21 protein-coding genes are annotated in these 18,619 nt (G+C 57.7%); 13 read left to right on the top strand and 8 right to left on the bottom strand.

The window, feature by feature from the left end:
• Nucleotides 1–157 precede the first annotated feature (157 nt).
• Together COA55_RS01115 and COA55_RS01110 are read left to right on the top strand one after the other, a co-directional pair.
• Nucleotides 158–913: a Nif3-like dinuclear metal center hexameric protein gene (locus COA55_RS01115; protein WP_063520432.1), complete on the top strand. Its 756-nt coding sequence runs from the start codon at nucleotides 158–160 to the stop codon at nucleotides 911–913.
• A 30-nt stretch (nucleotides 914–943) separates the two neighbouring features.
• Nucleotides 944–1,819, top strand: a complete 876-nt coding sequence (locus COA55_RS01110; RefSeq protein ID WP_290500189.1) for a YegS/Rv2252/BmrU family lipid kinase — start codon at nucleotides 944–946, stop codon at nucleotides 1,817–1,819.
• 353 nt (nucleotides 1,820–2,172) lie between these two features.
• Here COA55_RS01110 and COA55_RS01105 read toward each other — a convergent pair whose 3' ends face one another.
• Nucleotides 2,173–2,697: a YhcB family protein gene (locus COA55_RS01105; RefSeq protein WP_063519931.1), complete on the bottom strand. Its 525-nt coding sequence runs from the start codon at nucleotides 2,695–2,697 to the stop codon at nucleotides 2,173–2,175.
• Between the two features lie 116 nt (nucleotides 2,698–2,813).
• Here COA55_RS01105 and COA55_RS01100 point away from each other — a divergent pair, with 116 nt between their 5' ends.
• From COA55_RS01100 to COA55_RS01085, 4 genes are all read left to right on the top strand, one after another.
• Nucleotides 2,814–3,446 (top strand): alpha/beta hydrolase, encoded by a 633-nt coding sequence (locus COA55_RS01100; protein ID WP_290500187.1) that lies wholly within the window; start codon nucleotides 2,814–2,816, stop codon nucleotides 3,444–3,446.
• 131 nt (nucleotides 3,447–3,577) lie between these two features.
• On the top strand, nucleotides 3,578–4,660 hold the full coding sequence (gene zapE, locus COA55_RS01095) for a cell division protein ZapE (RefSeq protein WP_290500186.1): 1,083 nt from the start codon (nucleotides 3,578–3,580) through the stop codon (nucleotides 4,658–4,660).
• Between the two features lie 165 nt (nucleotides 4,661–4,825).
• A complete protein-coding gene (locus COA55_RS01090) occupies nucleotides 4,826–5,971 on the top strand; it encodes an acyl-CoA dehydrogenase family protein (RefSeq protein WP_290500225.1) in 1,146 nt (381 codons plus the stop codon).
• A 202-nt stretch (nucleotides 5,972–6,173) separates the two neighbouring features.
• A complete protein-coding gene (locus COA55_RS01085; RefSeq protein WP_290500185.1) occupies nucleotides 6,174–7,484 on the top strand; it encodes an OmpP1/FadL family transporter in 1,311 nt (436 codons plus the stop codon).
• A 1-nt stretch (nucleotide 7,485) separates the two neighbouring features.
• Here the strand turns inward: COA55_RS01085 and COA55_RS01080 are convergent, their stop codons facing one another.
• From COA55_RS01080 to COA55_RS01060, 5 genes are all read right to left on the bottom strand, one after another.
• On the bottom strand, nucleotides 7,486–7,983 hold the full coding sequence (locus tag COA55_RS01080) for a DUF2167 domain-containing protein (RefSeq protein WP_290500184.1): 498 nt from the start codon (nucleotides 7,981–7,983) through the stop codon (nucleotides 7,486–7,488).
• Between the two features lie 105 nt (nucleotides 7,984–8,088).
• Complete coding sequence (locus COA55_RS01075) at nucleotides 8,089–8,832, bottom strand: SGNH/GDSL hydrolase family protein (RefSeq protein ID WP_290500183.1); 744 nt, start codon at nucleotides 8,830–8,832, stop codon at nucleotides 8,089–8,091.
• A gap of 3 nt (nucleotides 8,833–8,835) precedes the next feature.
• Nucleotides 8,836–10,461 carry an NAD(P)/FAD-dependent oxidoreductase gene (locus COA55_RS01070; RefSeq protein ID WP_290500182.1) on the bottom strand — a complete coding sequence of 542 codons (1,626 nt, stop codon included), beginning with the start codon at nucleotides 10,459–10,461 and terminating at the stop codon, nucleotides 8,836–8,838.
• Nucleotides 10,458–11,084: a TetR/AcrR family transcriptional regulator gene (locus COA55_RS01065; protein ID WP_290500181.1), complete on the bottom strand. Its 627-nt coding sequence runs from the start codon at nucleotides 11,082–11,084 to the stop codon at nucleotides 10,458–10,460. Before COA55_RS01065 ends, COA55_RS01070 begins: the two co-directional genes overlap by 4 nt.
• A gap of 210 nt (nucleotides 11,085–11,294) precedes the next feature.
• Nucleotides 11,295–12,332 carry an aldo/keto reductase gene (locus COA55_RS01060; protein ID WP_063518947.1) on the bottom strand — a complete coding sequence of 346 codons (1,038 nt, stop codon included), beginning with the start codon at nucleotides 12,330–12,332 and terminating at the stop codon, nucleotides 11,295–11,297.
• 259 nt (nucleotides 12,333–12,591) lie between these two features.
• Between COA55_RS01060 and rplM the strand changes: the two genes are divergently transcribed.
• From rplM to COA55_RS01025, 7 genes are all read left to right on the top strand, one after another.
• The gene (gene rplM, locus COA55_RS01055; RefSeq protein WP_063518946.1) at nucleotides 12,592–13,020 is read left to right on the top strand and encodes a 50S ribosomal protein L13; all 429 of its coding nucleotides are present in this window, start codon (nucleotides 12,592–12,594) and stop codon (nucleotides 13,018–13,020) included.
• A gap of 11 nt (nucleotides 13,021–13,031) precedes the next feature.
• The gene (gene rpsI, locus COA55_RS01050; RefSeq protein WP_011587863.1) at nucleotides 13,032–13,427 is read left to right on the top strand and encodes a 30S ribosomal protein S9; all 396 of its coding nucleotides are present in this window, start codon (nucleotides 13,032–13,034) and stop codon (nucleotides 13,425–13,427) included.
• Nucleotides 13,428–13,641: 214 nt separating this feature from the next.
• Complete coding sequence (petA, locus tag COA55_RS01045; protein ID WP_063519640.1) at nucleotides 13,642–14,229, top strand: ubiquinol-cytochrome c reductase iron-sulfur subunit; 588 nt, start codon at nucleotides 13,642–13,644, stop codon at nucleotides 14,227–14,229.
• A gap of 5 nt (nucleotides 14,230–14,234) precedes the next feature.
• Complete coding sequence (locus tag COA55_RS01040; RefSeq protein WP_231880585.1) at nucleotides 14,235–15,509, top strand: cytochrome bc complex cytochrome b subunit; 1,275 nt, start codon at nucleotides 14,235–14,237, stop codon at nucleotides 15,507–15,509.
• Complete coding sequence (locus COA55_RS01035) at nucleotides 15,509–16,165, top strand: cytochrome c1 (RefSeq protein ID WP_063519641.1); 657 nt, start codon at nucleotides 15,509–15,511, stop codon at nucleotides 16,163–16,165. Before COA55_RS01040 ends, COA55_RS01035 begins: the two co-directional genes overlap by 1 nt.
• Nucleotides 16,166–16,259: 94 nt before the next feature.
• The gene (gene sspA / locus COA55_RS01030) at nucleotides 16,260–16,898 is read left to right on the top strand and encodes a stringent starvation protein SspA (RefSeq protein ID WP_063519642.1); all 639 of its coding nucleotides are present in this window, start codon (nucleotides 16,260–16,262) and stop codon (nucleotides 16,896–16,898) included.
• Nucleotides 16,899–16,900: 2 nt separating this feature from the next.
• Nucleotides 16,901–17,302 (top strand): ClpXP protease specificity-enhancing factor, encoded by a 402-nt coding sequence (locus COA55_RS01025; protein WP_007148786.1) that lies wholly within the window; start codon nucleotides 16,901–16,903, stop codon nucleotides 17,300–17,302.
• Nucleotides 17,303–17,418: 116 nt separating this feature from the next.
• On the opposite strand, the gene COA55_RS01020 is transcribed toward COA55_RS01025, so the two are convergent.
• Both COA55_RS01020 and COA55_RS01015 read right to left on the bottom strand, forming a co-directional pair.
• Nucleotides 17,419–18,006, bottom strand: a complete 588-nt coding sequence (locus COA55_RS01020; protein ID WP_290500180.1) for a BON domain-containing protein — start codon at nucleotides 18,004–18,006, stop codon at nucleotides 17,419–17,421.
• The gene (locus tag COA55_RS01015; RefSeq protein ID WP_007150375.1) at nucleotides 18,006–18,593 is read right to left on the bottom strand and encodes a phosphoheptose isomerase; all 588 of its coding nucleotides are present in this window, start codon (nucleotides 18,591–18,593) and stop codon (nucleotides 18,006–18,008) included. Before COA55_RS01015 ends, COA55_RS01020 begins: the two co-directional genes overlap by 1 nt.
• Nucleotides 18,594–18,619: the final 26 nt, after the last annotated feature.

Raw genomic sequence — 18,619 nt, 5'->3', positions numbered from 1 at the left:
GCCATTGCCATGCTCTCGGCAACGCCCTGCGAAGGCCCGCGTTGCAACGATTACGCGCCTAGGGTACATCACCTGGCGAGTGGCAGGGTTGGCGCAGAGATCAGCCTGCACGGGTTTTGCGACCACATTCATCATGTCCGACCTGCCGGAAGGTGCCATGCTCAAGCGCGATTACATGTTGTCTCTGCTCGACCAGGAACTGGCCACGGACCGGTTTCAGGATTACTGCCCCAATGGTTTGCAGGTGGAAGGCCGCGAGCAGATTCATCGGGTGGTGTCCGGCGTGACGGCCTGTCAGGCCTTGATTGACGCGGCCATCGTGGAAGAAGCCGATGCCATTCTGGTCCACCACGGCTATTTCTGGAAAGGGGAAAGCCAGCAGATCCGGGGCATGAAGAAGCAACGGCTGCAGACTCTGTTGCGCCATGACATCAACTTGTTTGCCTATCACCTGCCGCTGGATGCTCACCCCACACTGGGCAATAATGCCCAGTTGGCGCTCCGTCTGGGCCTGACCACCGAAGGCGGGCTGGATGATTCGCCCCGGCCCATCGGCAATGTGGGGCGACTGGACAGCCCCATGAGTGCGTCAGAATTCGCCGCCCATGTGGAAGCGGTATTGGGCCGGACGCCCTTGCATATCGGCGATCCCGGCGACGAAATTGAAACGGTCGGCTGGTGTACCGGCGGGGCCCAGGGCTTTATCGAAAAGGCTCAGGCCAAAGGCGTGGATGCCTACCTGAGCGGCGAAATTTCCGAACCGACCACCCATTTTGCCCGGGAAACCGGCATGCACTATTTCGCCTGTGGCCACCATGCCACCGAGCGTTATGGCGCCATGGCGCTGGGCCAGTGGCTCAGCGATCATTACGGCATTGAGCATACCTTTATTGATATCGATAACCCGGCCTGAACCGGGAGTAGTACGAGGGTTTCCTGTCTGATGAAAGTCACTGTGATTTACAACCCGACTGCCGGTGGCGGTCGGGAGGCGTTGCTCTGCCGTTTTGTGGCTGAGCTGGAGCGCCAGGGAGCCAGCGTGCGCCTGTATTACACCAAAGGCCCCAACGACGCTACGAACTACCTCAATGGGCTCTCGGACCAAGGCGATTGTGTCGTCGCCGTGGGCGGAGATGGCACTACCAACGAAGTGCTCAACGGCTTGGCTGGCGGCGTGGCGCTGGGCGTGTTTGCCACCGGCACCGCGAATGTACTGGCCAAAGAGCTGGGGTTGCCGAAAAAACCGGAGCAGGCCGCGCAGGTGGTAGTGAAGGGCAAAAGCGTGTCTGTGACGCCGGCCCGCCTGAATGGCCGGCGGTTTATCATGATGTGCGGCATTGGCTATGACGCCTGGGTGGTCAATGGGGTCAACCTGGGCATCAAGGAGCGTTTCGGCAAACTGGCTTATGTGCTATCCATGCTTGGCCAGGTTGGCCGTTATGGTCAGCGCCACTATCGGGTGGAGGTGGATGGCCGGCCACTGGATTGTTTCTCCGCCATTATCACCAATGGCCGCCATTACGGTGGCAGCTTCGTGTTGAGTAACGAGGCCAATATCCTGCGCCCACAGGTGCAGGTGCTGTTATTCCAGAAGCCCGGCGTGCGGTTTTTACTGCGTTGCCTGGTTGCCCTGTTGTTCGGGCGCATGGAGCGGATGGATGGCGTGGCCAGCCTGCGAGCCCAGCGGGTGCATATCCGCTGTGAGAACGGTGAAGAGCCGATTCAGGCAGACGGCGATCCGGCGGGTAACTTGCCGGCGGAGATTGAAGTGGAAGACGCGCCGGTGCCCATGCGGGTGGCTACCCTGTTTGATTCATAGGGTTTTGCCACAAGCCTTGAAAGGCCGCCCAGGCCATGGGGTTTGACGTCAGGCATCCGGCGTCGAGCGTTTGGCAAAGTGCGGAGTGTTCACGATAAGCCAGTCAAACGGCGAGAAACGTGTTATTCACGCCAAGATGTGATGAACCATAAAAAAGCCCGCATCAGCGCAATGCTGTTCATTTAGGGGAAGCAGCGCTGCGCGAACATCTTCGTCATGCGAGCATGACTTCCCACCAATCCCGAAGTTTGAGGGGGGGCGATGTTTACATCGCGAAGGCTTCAGGTCTGGCACAGAACCTTAAGTGAACGGTATTACCGCATCAGCGGGCTTTTTTTATGGTTGCTCGGCCATCAGCCGGGTTTCTTGTCATCTGCGGCGTCGTCATCTCCCTCGGCATAATCCCGGGGCGGCTCGACCACGGTGTCGGGGATCGGGTTATCGGCCACGTCCACTGGCGCAAAGGGGCCGGTGGGTTTTTGCTGCAGGCCAAAGTCTTCCGAGAGCGTGCCCTTGGCGCTGGGGGCATAATCCAGTGGTGGCGCCATGGGTTCGCTATTCTCCTTGTCCGGTGCGGAATCCAGGGATTTGGCCACGGCCCGTTTGCGGCCCACTTCAGAGCAGAGTACCTGGGCGCCCTTGGACAAATGCTCATGCACGGAGCGATACGCCTGGGTCATATCGTTGACCAGATCAGCGGTCTGCAGAAAATGATCGTCTACCTTGTCCCGATAATGATTCAGTGCCTGACGGGCCTCGTCACGGTCACGAATCAGTTGGCCGGCTTGCCGCCGTGCCGGTAACAACCAGAAAAGCAGTCCTGCACCTACCACCACGCCGGCAGCAAAGCACAGCACCCCAGTTGTCAGCATATCCATGGCATACTCCTGTAAGGTATCGCCAAGACGCTGGCGATAACGCTGAGGCTATTGCAGCACAGAGCTGCTCAGCCGCCAAGGGTGAAAGGCGTAACAGGATGCGATAGGAGTAGAAAATGGCAGCACAACGGCAAACCTTATCCGGTCCAGCCGGGCAGCTGGAGGTCGTCGTGGAACAGGGTAGTGATACGCCGCCGTTTGTGGCCATTGTTTGCCACCCCCACCCCCTGTTTGGTGGCACCATGGACAACAAGGTGGTGACAACCCTGGCTCGGCTGGCCCGGGATAAAGGGGCCGTGGTGGTGCGCTTCAATTTCCGGGGTGTGGGTGAAAGCCAGGGGGCCTATAGCGATGGCATCGGCGAAACCGAGGATCTGCTGGCTATCCACAGTTGGCTGACACACCAGTATCCGCAATTGCCGCTGTGGTTGTCGGGTTTTTCCTTTGGCAGTTTTGTGGCGGCGCGCGGGGCGGAAATTCTCAAGGCCAACGGTATGCCCGCCCGGGAACTGCTGCTGGTGGCGCCGCCAGTGCACCATTATCCGTTTGCCGAAATTGAAGACACAGGCTGCCCGGTGACCGTGGTGCAGGGTGAGGACGATGAAGTGGTGCCGGCGGAGCAGGTGTTTCGCTGGGCAGAGCAAACACCCCTTGCCCCCGATCTGGTCCGTTTCCCGGATTGCGGCCATTTTTTCCACGGCAAGCTGGTGGACCTGAAGGAGGTTGCGGCCAGCCACCTGCCCGGTTAGCTTTGCCCTGCGAGTGGATTTTCCCCGGATGGTTGTCAGCTGGCGGCCCCGGCGCTACATTGGCCCGCCCTTGCCGGGCCTGTTTCAGGCCCTTAGCCGGTTTCAACTACATAGTGGCAGGTCCGCGACCCATGACCCCTCTTGAGCAATACAAGGCCGACCTTCAGCGCGATGACTTTTTCCAGGACCCGGCCCAGGAGCGGGCCGTCGCCGCGCTGGACGACCTCTACCATCGTTTGCTGGCAGAGCCATCGTCAGGCGGTTTGTTCGGGCGCTTCCGCAAGCCCCGCCCGCAGATGGGTCTGTATATGTGGGGTGGCGTGGGCCGTGGCAAAACCTACCTGATGGATGTGTTTTTCCAGACTCTGCCGTTCAAGGAAAAGCGCCGCATGCACTTTCACCGTTTTATGCAGAAAGTGCACCGGGAAATGCGTGAACGCCAGGGCGAAAAAAATCCGCTGATCAGCATCGCCCGCAAATTTGCCAGCCAGGCCCGGGTGCTGTGTTTTGATGAATTCTTTGTCACCGACATCACCGACGCCATGATACTGGCTGGCTTGATGCAGGAGCTGTTCGCCAACGGCGTGACCCTGGTGGCTACCTCCAACATCGAGCCGGATGGCCTGTACAAGGATGGCCTGCAACGGGCCCGTTTTCTCCCTGCCATTGATTTGCTGAAAGAGCACACCCAGGTGCTGAACGTGGACGGCGGCAATGACTACCGCCTGCGTCTGCTGGAGCAGGTCGAGCTATATCACTGCCCCCTGGGGAAAGGGGCTGATGCCTTTCTGCAGGAACGATTCCAGACCTTGGAGCCGGATCACTCCCGCCACCGGGATCGTGGCAATGTGCTGATTGAGGGCCGCAAAATTGCTACCGTCGTCTGCGCGGACGATGTGGTCTGGTTTGAGTTCAAGGAACTGTGCGATGGGCCGCGCAGCCAGACCGATTACATCGAAATTGCCCGGGAGTTCCACACCGTGCTGTTGGCCAATGTGGAGCAGATGGGCGCGGGCAAGGACGACATGGCCCGGCGCTTTATCAACCTGGTGGATGAATTCTACGACCGTGCCGTCAAACTGGTGGTCGCCGCCGAGGTGCCCATCGAGGATATCTATGCCGGTGGACGGCTGGATTTCGAATTTGAGCGCACCCGTTCCCGCTTGCAAGAGATGCAATCCTCTGAATATCTGGGCCGTGAACACCGCGCCTGATCAGCTTCCGGCAGGAGGGTCATTGGCCGGGTTTCACAGATGAGCAAGGGCCTGAGCGTTTCGGTCATTGCCCGATGACCGCCACAGTGAACATTATGGGGCATTCTGTGCCCCTGCCAGTCCGGCGTTGGGGCCACTCCCGATAACCTGATGCCGGAGAGCATGATGATTCCCCGTACGCTGTTTAGTTCTGACCACGAAACCTTCCGCGATACCGTACGCAAATTCCTGGAAAACGAAGCCGTTCCCTTCAATGAAGAATGGGAGCAGCAGGGCGTTGTGCCTAAAGAGGTATGGTTAAAAGCGGGCGAGCAGGGTTTTCTGTGCCCCATGGTGAGTGAAGAATACGGCGGTATCGGCGCTGATTTCCTCTACAGCGTGGTGATCAGTGAAGAGATTGCCAAACTGGGCCTCACCGGCATTGGCTGGGGGCTGCATACAGAAATTGTGGCGCCTTACATTGAGAACAATGGCTCTGAAGTATTGAAACAGAAATACCTGCCGAAGATGGTCACCGGTGAAATGATTGGAGCCATCGCCATGACCGAGCCCGGCGCGGGCTCCGACCTGCAAGGCGTGAAAACCACCGCGGTGAAAGACGGCGATCACTACGTGCTGAACGGCTCCAAGACCTTCATCACCAATGGCCAGAATGCGGACATCGTGATTGTAGTGGCAAAAACCGATCCCACCAAAGGCGCCAAGGGCATCAGCCTGTTTGTGGTGGAAACCGATTCCGAGGGGTTCGAGAAAGGCAAGAACCTGAAGAAAGTGGGCATGAAGGCCCAGGACACCTCCGAGCTGTTTTTCCAGGACGTGCGCGTACCGGCAGAAAACCTGCTGGGTGAAGAAGGCATGGGCTTTATTTACCTGATGAAAGAATTGCCCCAGGAACGTCTCGGTATTTCCATTGGTGGTCTGGCCATGGCCGAGTCTGCGCTGGCGCACACCATCGAATACGTGAAGGAAAGAAAGGCCTTCGGTAAACCGATCGCCGGTTTCCAGAACACCCAGTTCAAGATTGCCGAGATGCACACCAAGCTTGAAGTGGCTCGCGCCTATGTGGACCGCTGTCTGGAACTGCACCTGAAGAAAGAACTGGATATTCCTACCGCAGCGGCGGGCAAATACTACATTACCGACCTGCAGTGCGAAGTGATCGACGAGTGCCTGCAGCTGCACGGTGGTTATGGCTACATGTGGGAATACCCGATCGCCCGTATGTTCGCCGACTCCCGTGTACAGCGGATTTACGGTGGCACCAACGAGATTATGAAAACCATTGTTGCCAAGGCGGTGCTGGCGGATTGATGCCACCCGGACGGTAAACAAAAGGGCTGCTTCGGCAGCCCTTTTTTTGTGGGCGTAATTTTACAAAGTGACAGTTTCTAGTGTGAAAGTATGAGGATTTTACGGGTCTTGCTGTTATTCGCCTAAGTTGTGTATAAGTGAAGTCAGATCGAGGAATGATCTTGCGTGTACGCTAATAATTTTAGGAAGAGGGAGAGCAGCAATGAAAAAAACAGGTGCGTTACTTATTGGTTCCGCTTTAGGACTGGTTGCCGGCCAGACCATGGCCAGTGGTTTTGGTGTGTCGTATCAATCCGTCTCTGCGATGGGTACCGCGTATGCGGGTTCGGCAGTACTCAGCGAAAATGCTTCAAATCAATGGTACAACCCGGCAACACTGGCCGGCCTGAAAAAGACTGAGCTTTCAGTGGCTGTGCACCAGGTGTGGGTTGATACACATTTTGAAGCTGATAATGATGGTGCCATTCAGGGCCTTCCATTACCTCCACCTATTGCTGCACAGAGTGGCGTTGGATCCGGTGACTTTGAAGATGTGGAGCCTTTTGTAGGAAGTGGTTTTCTTGCTGTTCCTATCAGCGATTCCATGACATTTGGTCTGTCTGTAACAGCGCCTTTTGGTACTGAAATTGAGTACGAGGATGGCTGGGGTAATGGTTATGATCTGACAGCCCTTGGCTTGGGTCCGGTGACGGCAGGTGATGCTTACTCTACGGAGTCTGATCTCAAAACGTATAATATTAATCCATCCATCGGTATTGAATTGAGCGACTCATTGAGTGTTGGTGTTGGCGTTAGCTACCAAAAGCTGGACGCCGATATTCGCAACTCCTTGACGCGCCTTGAAGGTGACGATGACGCTTATGGTTGGAATGTGGGCATGACCTACAGTCCCGATGATAATAACCATTTTGGTGTTGGGTATCGTTCAGAGATTTCGTATGAAGTCGAAGGCGATATTACTTTTAGTCCGTTGGGGTCCGCACTCTCTACTGCCTCAGGTAATCCGGTTGCCGCCGGGCAATATTCCGGTACGGCCGACATTGATTTGCCTGCTTCATTACAGCTTTCCTATGCGGGTGATTTATCCGATCAAACCCAAATCCTCTTGGGTGTAGAGTGGATGGAGTGGAGTAGCCTGGATGCTCTGGTAGTTGAAAGCCCGGACTTGGCATTCGAGCCAACGGAGAGTTTTGACTGGGAAAATGCGGTCCGTTATTCATTGGGTGTCCGTCATTCACTGAATGAAAGCACGGTATTGCGTTTCGGTGTGGCCCAAGAGGAATCTACTCAGGGAACCAATAACCGTTCCGCAATTTCTCCAGACTCTGACCGTGTCTGGGCGACCTTGGGTGCAGGCTTTACACCGATGGAAAATATGACCATTGATGTGGGTTATGCCCATGTGTTTGTTGATGATGCGGATATTAACCGGACAGATAAAGGTGCTCAGTTGAAGGGTACCTATGAACTGGATGCCGATATTATTGGTGCCCAAATGAGCTACCGCTTCTAAATCAGGCGCAATGATGAAAGCAGAAAAAGCGAACCTTCGGGTTCGCTTTTTTTTGGTTCCGGTTTTCAGGCAGAAGCTGGGAAAGGATGCTGGAAGCATCCTCGTCGTCAACATGCCCTTCTTCCACGTAGGCGATATCCACGCCCCACGCCTGTTCATCAAAGGGCTGGTAGTTGGCAGGAAAAAGCATGCCCAGTGTGTTCTGGTCTGGTGGATTGCCCCACATGTCCTCAAGCACAACCCGGGCGTCTTCGCTGTCCAGATAGTAAAAATCGTCTGGCACCTCCAGTACGGCGCCGGCACCGTCCAGGGTTATGCGACCCTGTTGAGGGCTCATGCCTTGCCAGAGGTGTTCCACATATTCCTGGTACTGCTGAAGCATCTCTGCTTCGGTCAGGGTTCTCGGCTCTTCTTGTTGGGTATGTTCGGTGGTATTGGCGTGGATGGCGGTGCTGGCAATCAGCAATACGCAGCCAGCCGCATGGCTCCATGCGTTCATAGTCATTCCCTTGTAGCAAGCGGTGTAATGGATTTTTGATAATGTGAAGGTGTGGCTTTCCCCGACGAGAAGCTTACGAAATTTGCCGTCGCGGCGGTGGGCAGGTCATGACATTTGTGATGGGGGTCGCGTTTCCTGGTCACTGAGGAGCTGTTCCACCAGGGCGCCAGCCATGGCCCGGTAACCGCTGGCGCTGGGGTGGTAGCCGTCTTCGGCGAGCAGGGTGGGATCCTGCAGGGCGGGGTAGCCGAGATAGAGCAGGGTGTTATCGTCGGCGACCACATGGCGGTGTTGCTGGTCCAGTTGCCTGGCGCGCCACCCGAGCAGTTGTCTTAACGGGATGGGCAGGGCGGTAAAGCGGTGCATGGGGGGCACGGCCAGCAGGGTGACCCGAATAGCGGGGTGCTGCTTGCGCAGTGCCTGAACCAGGCGGAGCAGCCCTGCGCGGTAGCGCCGCCGGGAGGTCAGCCCGGTGGTGTCATTGACGCCCATACTGATGAAAATCTCATCCACCTCTGGCAGAGCGATGTTGGCAAGGTTGGCGAGCAGTGCCTCCAGGCGAATGCCGTTAACCCCGAGAGTGTGCCAGGCGACGGCGTGCCCGGAGTGCTGGTGCAGCTGCAGGGCCAACTGGCTGGCCAGCCCCTGGCGATGATGCGCGGTGCCAACACCGGCAGCCGTAGACTCGCCGATGACCAGCAGGCGTGTTGCCGGCGCGCCTTTACCCCATTGCCCCCGGGGTTCGCCACTGGCCTCCGGGAGCCGCACGGTGGTGCGGCGGGTGTAGAGTGCCAGTGGTATCACCACGGGGCTGAGCGCGCCAACGCTGAACCAGAACGGCAAATGCATGGCTTAGCCCACAAACATTTTCTTGGCCAGCGGCAGGCCTTTCAGGCCGCTGATCGCCACGGTGGTAAGCAGGCCGCCGACCATGGCACCGACCACGCCGCAGGTCATCACGTCTTGCCCGGTAAGGTACAGGCCGGGGATGCGTGTCTTCGGTTTCAGCCAGTCCTGTTCGAATCGTTCGGGATTGTGATCCAGGCCATAAATCTCACCGGTGCTGTAACGGCAGAAGTAGTCGGTGGAGAGTGGTGTGGACAATTCATAGTAATCCACCTTGCCGCGCAGCTGCGGCATCTTCTCGTATAGCTTTTCCAGCAGACGCTGCGAGTACGCTTCTTTTTTGGCTTCGTAATCATCACCGCGTTTGCCCCAGGGCTTGTCGGCCCAGTCGGCATACCACTCGAACGGGCCGGGCGCGACAATTTCCACGGTGGCGCGGCCGGGATAGCGTGCCGCAAAGCTGGGATCCTTGGCAGAGGGGAAGGAAATATAGGTGAGCGGAATGTCGTGCTCGTCCGGTGCCTTGAGGAAATTGTCCACTTGTGTGGCGTGGTCGGTGCCCGGATAAATCCAGAAGTTGGTCTTCGGCAGTTGCAGGTTTTCTGCGGTGTCCTGAATACCGATGTACAGGCAGACGCTGGCCATGGAGCGCTGCACGTTGCCCAGTTTCATCTGGTAGAAGGCCTTGTGTGGCGCCTTATCGGCCAACAGCGGGCCGAAGGTGTTGTATACCCCGGCGTTGCTGATCACGGCCGGGGCGCGGACGGTTTCTCCGTCGGCCATCAGCACGCCGACAGCGCGGCCTTTCTCGACAAGGATTTCTTTCACGTCCGCGTAGGTAAACACCTCGCCGCCGCTTTGCTGAATGACGGGGATGATGGTCTTGGCCATTTCCGAGGCGCCACCGACCGGGTAATAGCCGCCATAAAGATAGTGGCGGGCAATCAGCGAGTGGATGATAAAGCTGGACTCGGTGGGGACCAGGCCGTTATCGCCCCACTGGCCGGTAAGGGCGGCGATCAGTTCCTGATTACTGGTAAGGCCTTCGAGTACCTCCTGGGTGGGGCGGTTGAGGAAGGCCGGCGCCTTGCGGTTGGCCAGACGGCGGAAGGGGCCGGCCAGCAGGTTCGGCAGCACCTTTGCCAGGGTGACGCCGGGAAGGGCCTTGGCGACCTGGTTAAGGTAGCCCATGTAGGTATCGATGGCCTGATGCTCATCCGGGAAGTCGTTTTTTAGGCTGTCCACGAAGGCCTTGGGGCCGGCCATCAGGTCGATCTGGCGGTCGCCAATAAACAGCCGGTCGTAGTTGGCGTCCATGGGTGCCCATTTCAGCTCGCCGTCGGTGACATGGTCGAACAGACGTTTGGCCATGGTGTGGTCGGCGCCCATGTCGCCGATGTAGTGCACGCCCACATCCCATTCGTAGCCATTGCGGTCATAGCTGTGGGTAAAGCCCCCGGCGGTGTAGTGCTGCTCGAACACCACCACTTTCTTGCCCATTTTGCTCAGGCAGGCGGCGGCGGTGAGACCGCCAATGCCGGAACCGATGACGATGGCGTCATAGGGCCCGTCGAGACGTTTGGCGCGGTAGCGGCGGCCGACGCGAAGGGTGCTGGGGGTTGGGCTGCTCATGGGGTGTCCTCGTTGTTATCGGTATGGGCGTCGGTATGGGCGATGGCGCCCTCCAGCAACAGGCTGGTGATGCCTTCGGCGAGTTGGGGTTCGGCATCTGCATTGGGCAGATGGCCGTCGATGGTCAGCTGTGAAAGGCCGTGCACCAGCGACCAGGCGGTGGCGGTCATCAGCGATAGCGGTGCGGGCTTCAGATAGCCCGCCCGTTGGCCCCGGGCAATCGTGTCCTGCAGTACATTGAAGGCGCCAAGTCCGGCCTGATCGAGCCGTGGATGGGCGCCTTTGGGAAGTACCCGGCCGCCAAACATCAGCCGGTACAGGTTGGGCTCGGATTGGGCAAACGCCACATAAGCCAGGCCGATGCCGATCAGCGCTGCGCGAGGAGCATGCTGCTCCACACTGAGTAGTTGCTGACGCAGGGCGGCGAAGCCACTGATGGCCAGCTCAGCCAGCAGGCTTTCCCGGTCCGCATAGTGGCGATAAAGCGCAGGGGCGCTGACGCCAATCTGCTTGGCAATGCCGCGCAAACTGATAGCGCTGTCGCCTTCAAGGCGAAGCACGGCCAGGGCCTGATCGTGGGCCTGCTGGTGGAGATCGCCGTGGTGATATGCGGTGCGTGCCATACTGATCCGTTGTGATAAGTTAACGGCGTTAACATTGGCACGGCACGAGTGCTATCGTCAAGGTCTGTCGGGATGGATTGTGGTCTCGGCTGCGCTTTGGGTTCTGTAGACGCCTGGCTGCAGGCATGCCATCAAGGCTGGCCGCAGGCTCCTGCAGCGAGGAGCCTGCGCTTTTAGCGTCATGCATCGGGCGTGTTGCGTCAGGCGTTCTCAGGGCGCCGGATACGGGAAGCGGGTATGGATGACCTCCAGGGCCTTTTCCAGATCCTTGTCCCAGGGCACATCGATGCTTTTCAGGTTTTCTTCCAGCTGCGCCAGGTTGGTAGCGCCAATAATGTTGCTGGTCACGAAAGGGCGTGTGGTGACGAACTGCAGCGCCAGTTGGGTCGGGGTGATGCCGCGCTCACTGGCCAGTTCACAGTAGGCTTCGGTGGCTGCGATGGCCTGGGGGTTGGTGTAGCGGGCGAACTGCTTGAACAGGGTGAGGCGAGCGCCTTCCGGCCACTGATCGTTGCGGTACTTGCCGCTGAGCATGCCAAAGGCCAGTGGCGAATAGGCCAGCAGGCCCACCTGTTCCCGGTGTGCCACTTCCGCCAGGCCCACCTCGAAGCTGCGATTGAGCAGTGAATAGGGGTTCTGGATGCTGACCGGTGGCGCCAGGCCGATTTTCTCTGCTTCATGGATAAAGCGCATGGTGCCCCAGGGGGTTTCATTGGACAGGCCCCAGTGGCGAATTTTCCCTGCATCCACCAGTGCTTTAAGCCCGGCAACGGTTTCGCTGATGGCAATGCCGTCCTCGCCATCCCGGTGTTTGTAGCCCAGACGACCAAAGAAATTGGTGGTGCGCTCGGGCCAGTGCAGCTGGTAAACGTCGATCACATCGGTCTGCAGGCGCTTCAGGCTGCCTTCCACGGCGTTTTGCAGGCTGTCAGCGCTAAAGCGCGGGCCGCCACGGATATGTTTCACGTACTCGCCGGGGCCGGCAGCCTTGGTGGCCAGCACAACCTTGTCGCGATTCCCGCTGCGGGCAAACCACTCACCAATAATGGTTTCGGTGCGAAAAGACGTTTCCGGGCTGGCGGGCACCGCATACATTTCGGCGGTATCAAAAAAATTGATGCCATGTTCCAGGGCCATGTCCATCTGTGCATGGCCTTGTTCGGCGGTATTCTGGCTTCCCCAGGTCATGGTGCCCAGGCACAGGGCGCTAACCTCAAGGTCGGTGCGTCCGAGACGGCGGTACTGCATTGTCTGCTCCTTTAAAGAGGGGGCTGCAAGGGTGTAGAATCGCGCTCAATCTCAACATGGTGCCGCCGGCTTCACAATGACCCGCTTGTACAGAGGGGCATGGCTTTATCTGTGGCCATCCGGTGCCGTGACAACAAATGCCCCCGAACTGCTTGTGTTCTTTTGGGGGCTTGGGTAGAATTCGCGCTCTCTTGCCCGGCGTAACCGTCGCCGGCGGGTGTTTACTACCCGTAACATATTGAATTTAGGGCAGAATTCCATGAAGACCTACAGCGCAAAACCGGAAAGCGTAAAGCGCGACTGGTATGTGGTAGACGCCTCCGGCAAAACGTTGGGTCGGTTGGCTACTGAAGTCGCCAGCCGTCTGCGCGGTAAGCACAAGCCGGAGTTTACTCCACATGTCGATACCGGTGATTACATTGTTGTGATCAATGCCGATAAAGTGGCCGTTACCGGTAACAAGGCGTCAGACAAAATGTATTACCGTCACACCGGTTACCCGGGTGGCCTGAAAGAAGCCAACTTTGCGACTCTGCAGGCGGAAAAGCCTGAGATGATCATCGAGAAGGCGATCAAGGGCATGTTGCCGCGTAACCCGCTGGGCCGCGCCATGTTCCGCAAACTGAAAGTTTACGCAGGCACTGAGCATCCGCATACCGCTCAGCAGCCGCAGCAGCTGGAAATTTAAGGGGTTTGTCGATGGCAACTGTAGAAACCAACTACGGAACCGGTCGCCGCAAGACCTCTTCCGCTCGCGTTTTTCTGCGTCCGGGTAGTGGCAAGATCAGCGTTAATGGTCGCCCGCTGGATGTGTATTTCGGCCGTAAAACCAACCAGATGGTTGTTCGTCAACCGCTGGAGCTGGTGGAAGCGACGGACAAGTTTGATGTGCTGGTTACCGTTAGCGGTGGCGGTAACAACGGTCAGGCTGGCGCCATCCGTCACGGTATTACCCGTGCGCTGATGGAGTATGACGGTGAGCTGCGTGGTCAGCTGCGTCGTGCCGGTTACGTGACACGTGATGCCCGTGAAGTTGAGCGTAAGAAAGTGGGTCTGCGCAAGGCGCGTCGTCGTCCGCAGTTCTCCAAGCGTTAAGCTTCAAGCACTACAGCTACACAAAAAAGCCCAGCAATGCTGGGCTTTTTTGTGTTCAAATCAGGTGTTTAGCGATTCTGGCGGGGTAATAACCGGTTGTCAGGTGTGGGCTTTTTCTTTACCATTTGCGCCGCCTTACTCCGTCCGTGACACGAGGATAAACTTCGCGTCCCGGATTAACCCCGAGCGTGGGATCTAAGGGGAGAATAACTCAATGAGCAACGACGGCGTTAATAGCAGCCGCCGCACTTTCCTGATTGGCTTGACTTCGGCGATTGGTGCCGCAGGAGCCGTTGGCGTGGCTGTACCTTTCGTTAAGTCCTGGCAACCTAGTGCCAAAGCCAAAAATGCCGGTGCGCCGGTAAAAGTGGATATTGGCCGGTTGGAAGCGGGGCAGCGCGTAGTAGAAGAATGGCGAGGCCAGCCCATCTGGGTGGTGCGTCGCACGGACGATATGCTGGATACCTTGCCGAAGCTGGACGAGAAGCTTCGTGACCCTGCTTCCGAAGCGGATCAGCAGCCGGAATATGCCAGAAACGAGTGGCGCTCTATCAAGAAGGAATATCTGGTCCTGATTGGTACTTGTACTCACCTGGGCTGCTCCCCGCTCTTTGAGGATCAGCCGACGGTAGAACTGGAGCATGGTGGCTTCTTCTGCCCCTGTCATGGCTCCAAGTTCGATCTGGCCGGCCGGGTGTACAAGAGCGTTCCGGCACCCACCAATCTGGTGGTTCCGCCGCATTCTTACCTGAGCGAAGCTGTCGTTATCGTCGGCTCTGAGGAAGGGGAGACCAAGGCATGATGGGAATGGTGAATCGCGTTGTCGATTGGGTAGATGCCCGTCTGCCCGTGGTAGACGCCTACAAGCGTCACATGTCCGAATACTATGCGCCGAAGAACTTCAACTTCTGGTACTACTTTGGTGTGCTTTCCATCGTGGTGCTTGTAAACCAGCTGCTCACCGGCATCTGGCTGACCATGTTCTTCTCCCCCAACGAAGGCTTTGCCTCCGTTGAATACATCATGCGTGATGTGGAGTGGGGCTGGCTGATCCGCTACATGCACGCAGTGGGCGCGTCTGCGTTCTTTGCTGTGGTGTACCTGCACATGTTCCGTGGCCTGATGTACGGCTCCTACAAGCCGCCGCGGGAGCTGGTGTGGATCTTCGGTATGCTGATCTACCTGGCGCTGATGGCCGAAGGTTTCCTCGGTTACGTACTGCCCTGGGGCAACATGTCCTACTGGGGTGCCCAGGTAATTATCTCCCTGGCGGGCGCGATCCCGTTTGATCTGCTGCCGTTCATTAGTGCGGCAGACGCCAAGGAAATTGGTGAAGGCCTGACTACCTGGGTGCGCGGCGATTACCTGCTGTCCACTGCCACGGTGAACAAGTTCTTCGCGCTGCACGTTGTCGCTATTCCGATTGTGTTGCTTGCTCTGGTGGTGCTGCACATTCTGGCGCTGCACGAAGTGGGTTCCAACAACCCGGACGGCGTGGAAATCAAGCAGAACAAGGATGAAAACGGCGTTCCGGTTGACGGCATTCCGTTCCACCCTTACTACACCGTGAAGGACCTGCCCGGCGTGATTGTCTTCCTGATGATCTTCTCCGTGGTGATCTTCTTCTTCCCGGATGGTGGTGGTTACCTGTTGGAGAAGCCGAACTTCGAGCCGGCCAACCCGCTGAAAACTCCTGACCACATTGCGCCGGTTTGGTACTACGGCCCGTATTACGCCATGCTGCGTGCCACAACCATCGACTTCATCATGTCTTCCAAGGCATGGGGTCTGGTGGCCATGGGCGGCGCGATCGTGATCCTGTTCGTGATCCCGTGGCTGGATCGTCACCCGGTGAAGTCCATTCGCTATCGCGGTATCTGGAGCAAGATCTTCATGACGCTCTTCGTGCTGGACTTCCTGATGCTGGGCTATTTCGGTACTCAGCCGGCAACTCCAGGCAAGACGATGATGGCGCAGTTCGGCACGATCTATTATTTCAGCTACTTCCTGCTGATCATGCCGTTCGTGCATAAATTCGAGAAATCCAAGCCGGTTCCGGAACGGGTAACGGGGGGACACTGATGAAGAAACTAGCGGTTATTCTTTTCAGCTGCCTGCCGTTGGTCGCATTCGCGGCTGGCGGTGGCCACAACGAGTACGTGGTTAAAGCGCCGGTAAACCTGCAAGACAAGGTCAGCCTGCAAAACGGTGCCAAGCTGTTCGTCAACTACTGCCTGGGTTGCCATACCCTGCAGTACCAGCGCTACAGCCGCATGGCGGAAGATCTGGACATGCCGGAAGAGCTGGTGATGGAGAACCTGAACTTCGTCAGTGACAAGTTCGGTGACCAGATGCATAACGCCATGGACCAGGACGACGCGAAGAAGTGGTTTGGTAATGCACCGCCGGATCTCACCATGGTGACCCGGTACCGTTCTTCCGACTGGGTGTATTCGTACCTGATCAACTTCTACGAAGATGAGTCCCGTCCGTTCGGTTACAACAACCATGTGTTCCCGAGCGTGGGTATGCCCCACGTGATGGCGGGTCTGGAAGAAGAGTTGGGCGAAGACGAGTTCAAGCAGGCCATGGGCGATATCACTAACTTCCTGACCTACACTGCGGAGCCGGTTCGCCCGCAGCGTGAACGTCTGGGTGTTTATGTGCTGGTCTTCCTGGGCATCCTGTTGATCCCGGCTTACCTGCTCAAAAAGGAATACTGGAAAGACGTACACTGATACTTCAGTGTAGGATTCCAGCGTTGAACAGGGTATCCGCGTAAGCGGTTACCCTGTTTCTGTTATAGATCACTAGTGTGGAGATGACTCGACAATGGGTGTGGTGACCAAGCGTTCTTCAATGACTTTCTTTTCTTCCCCGGAAGATCATTACAGCCATCGCGTGCGTATCGTGCTGGCAGAAAAAGGGGTCACAGTCGATATCGTTGATGTGGACAGCAGCAACAAGCCGGAAGATCTGGCCTCGCTGAACCCGTACAATGAAGTGCCCACGCTGGTTGATCGTGAGCTGACCCTGTTTCAGTCCACGGTGATCATGGAGTATCTGGACGAGCGTTTCCCGCATCCGCCGTTGTTGCCGGTTTACCCGGTGGCGCGTGCCCAGAGCCGCCTGTTGATTCACCGCGTGGAGCGTGACTGGTGTGGTCATGTGGATGCGATCCTGGCCGGTGAAGAGAAAGACGCCAGCCTGAACAAGCGTCGCAAGGAACTGCGTGAGGCGATTATTGCCACCGCGCCGATCTTCAGCGAGCTGCCGTACTTCATGAGCGAAGAGTTCACCTTGGTGGACTGCGTGGTGGCGCCGATCTTGTGGCGGTTGCCGGCGTTGGGTATTGAGCTGCCTGCCAAGCAGGTCAAGCCGTTGCTGGACTACGCCGAGCGTCTGTTTGATCGTGATGCGTTCCAGGCCAGCCTGACCGACGCCGAGCGCGAACTGCGTAACCCGCTGTAACCATGTCCGAAATGACCTCCAATCGCCCGTATCTGATACGGGCGATCCACGAATGGATCTGCGATAACGGCCTGACTACCCACCTGGCAGTGAATGCCAGTTTCCCGGGTGTGGAAGTGCCGCAGGACTTTGTGCAGGACGGCCAGATCGTGCTGAACATTGCGCCGCGCGCGGTAACCCAGTTTGTGGCGGATAATGATGAAATTGCCTTTTCTGCCCGCTTTGGTGGCATGCCCATGACGATCCGGGTGCCAGTGAATGCGGTGGTAGCGATCTTTGCCCGTGAAAACGGCCAGGGTATGGCGTTTGACCCGGTGGACCCACCGGAGCCACCGACGACCCCGGAGCCTGAGAAGAAAGAGGAAGGCAAAGGCAAGGTCAGCCACCTGAAAGTGGTAAAATAAGAAAGTGAGACGCAGCACGCCTCACGCTGCATGCAACACGCAAAAGCCCGCTCACTGAGCGGGCTTTTTGTTTTCCGTGGGCCGTGACGCGGAGGTGGGTTGCCGGCGCGCAGCGCCTAGTCGATATACTCGATGATCTTTACGATCTTCTGTACGCCATACACCTTCTGTACCTGGGCGACCACGGCGTCGGCTTCGGCATGGGTGAGCAGGCCCATCAGGTAGACCACGCCGTTTTCCGTCACCACCTTGGTGCGCCAGCCCGGCGCATCGCCGTTGATCAGCAGGCGGCTTTTTACCTTGCTGGTGAGCCAGGTGTCATTGGTGCGAGCCAGGAAGGAGCCTGAGCCCACTATCTGCAGTTCGTTGTGCACGTTGCGCACATGGCGTACCTGGCTGGCGATATTTTCCGCCTGGGTGCTCAGGTCTTCATTGGCTACCTGGCCTGCAAGCAAGACGTTGCCGTTGTAGCTGACTACCACGATACGGGACTCGTCCAGCTCGGCGCTGGCCCGCGACAGGTTGACGGCGACTTTTCGCTCGATGTTGCCATCTTCCACAAAGGCGCCAAGAGTCCGTGAGCCATGATCCTGGTCCGTGGGCTGGTCGGACATGCCCTTGGACAGGGAGGCGCACCCGGTGGTCAGGCTGAACAACAGAGCCAGGGTTGCAAGAGTCGATAAGCGGATGAAGCGTGCGACCATTACTGGCCTCCGAACAACTGCTGGTCGATGTAATCGCACAGCGAATGAATGACCAGGAGGTGGACTTCCTGAATGCGGGCTGTGGAGGTGGCGGGCACCCGGATTTCGATATCGTTGGGGCCATACAAGTTGACCATTTCACCGCCTTCCTTGCCGGTCATGGCGACCACCCGCATTTCCCGGTCGTGGGCAGCCTGAATAGCCTGGATCACGTTGGCGGAATTGCCGCTGGTGGAAATGGCCAGCAGGATATCGCCACTGCCGCCCAAGGCGCGGACCTGCTTGGAGAAGATCTCGTTGTAGCTGTAATCGTTGGCGATTGAGGTCAGCGTGGACGAGTCCGTGGTTAGTGCGATGGCGGGCAGGGCCGGGCGCTCCATTTCAAAACGGTTTAGCAGCTCGGAAGAGAAGTGCTGGGCGTCGCCAGCGGAGCCGCCGTTGCCGCAGGTGAGGATCTTGCCGCCGTTGAGCAGGCATTCGACCATGGCCTGACCTGCGGCTTCAATCACGGTAGGCAGTACTTCGCCGGCTTTGGCTTTGGTTTCGATGCTTTCGGCAAACAGTTGCCGGATACGGTCCACGCTCATAAATTGTCCCTTCAATGTCCTGTTCG

Source organism: Alcanivorax sp., assembly GCF_002733835.1.
Taxonomy (GTDB): Bacteria; Pseudomonadota; Gammaproteobacteria; order Pseudomonadales; family Alcanivoracaceae; genus Alcanivorax.
Note: the sequence above shows the minus strand (reverse complement) of the source record. Positions and strands in the feature narration are given on the sequence as shown.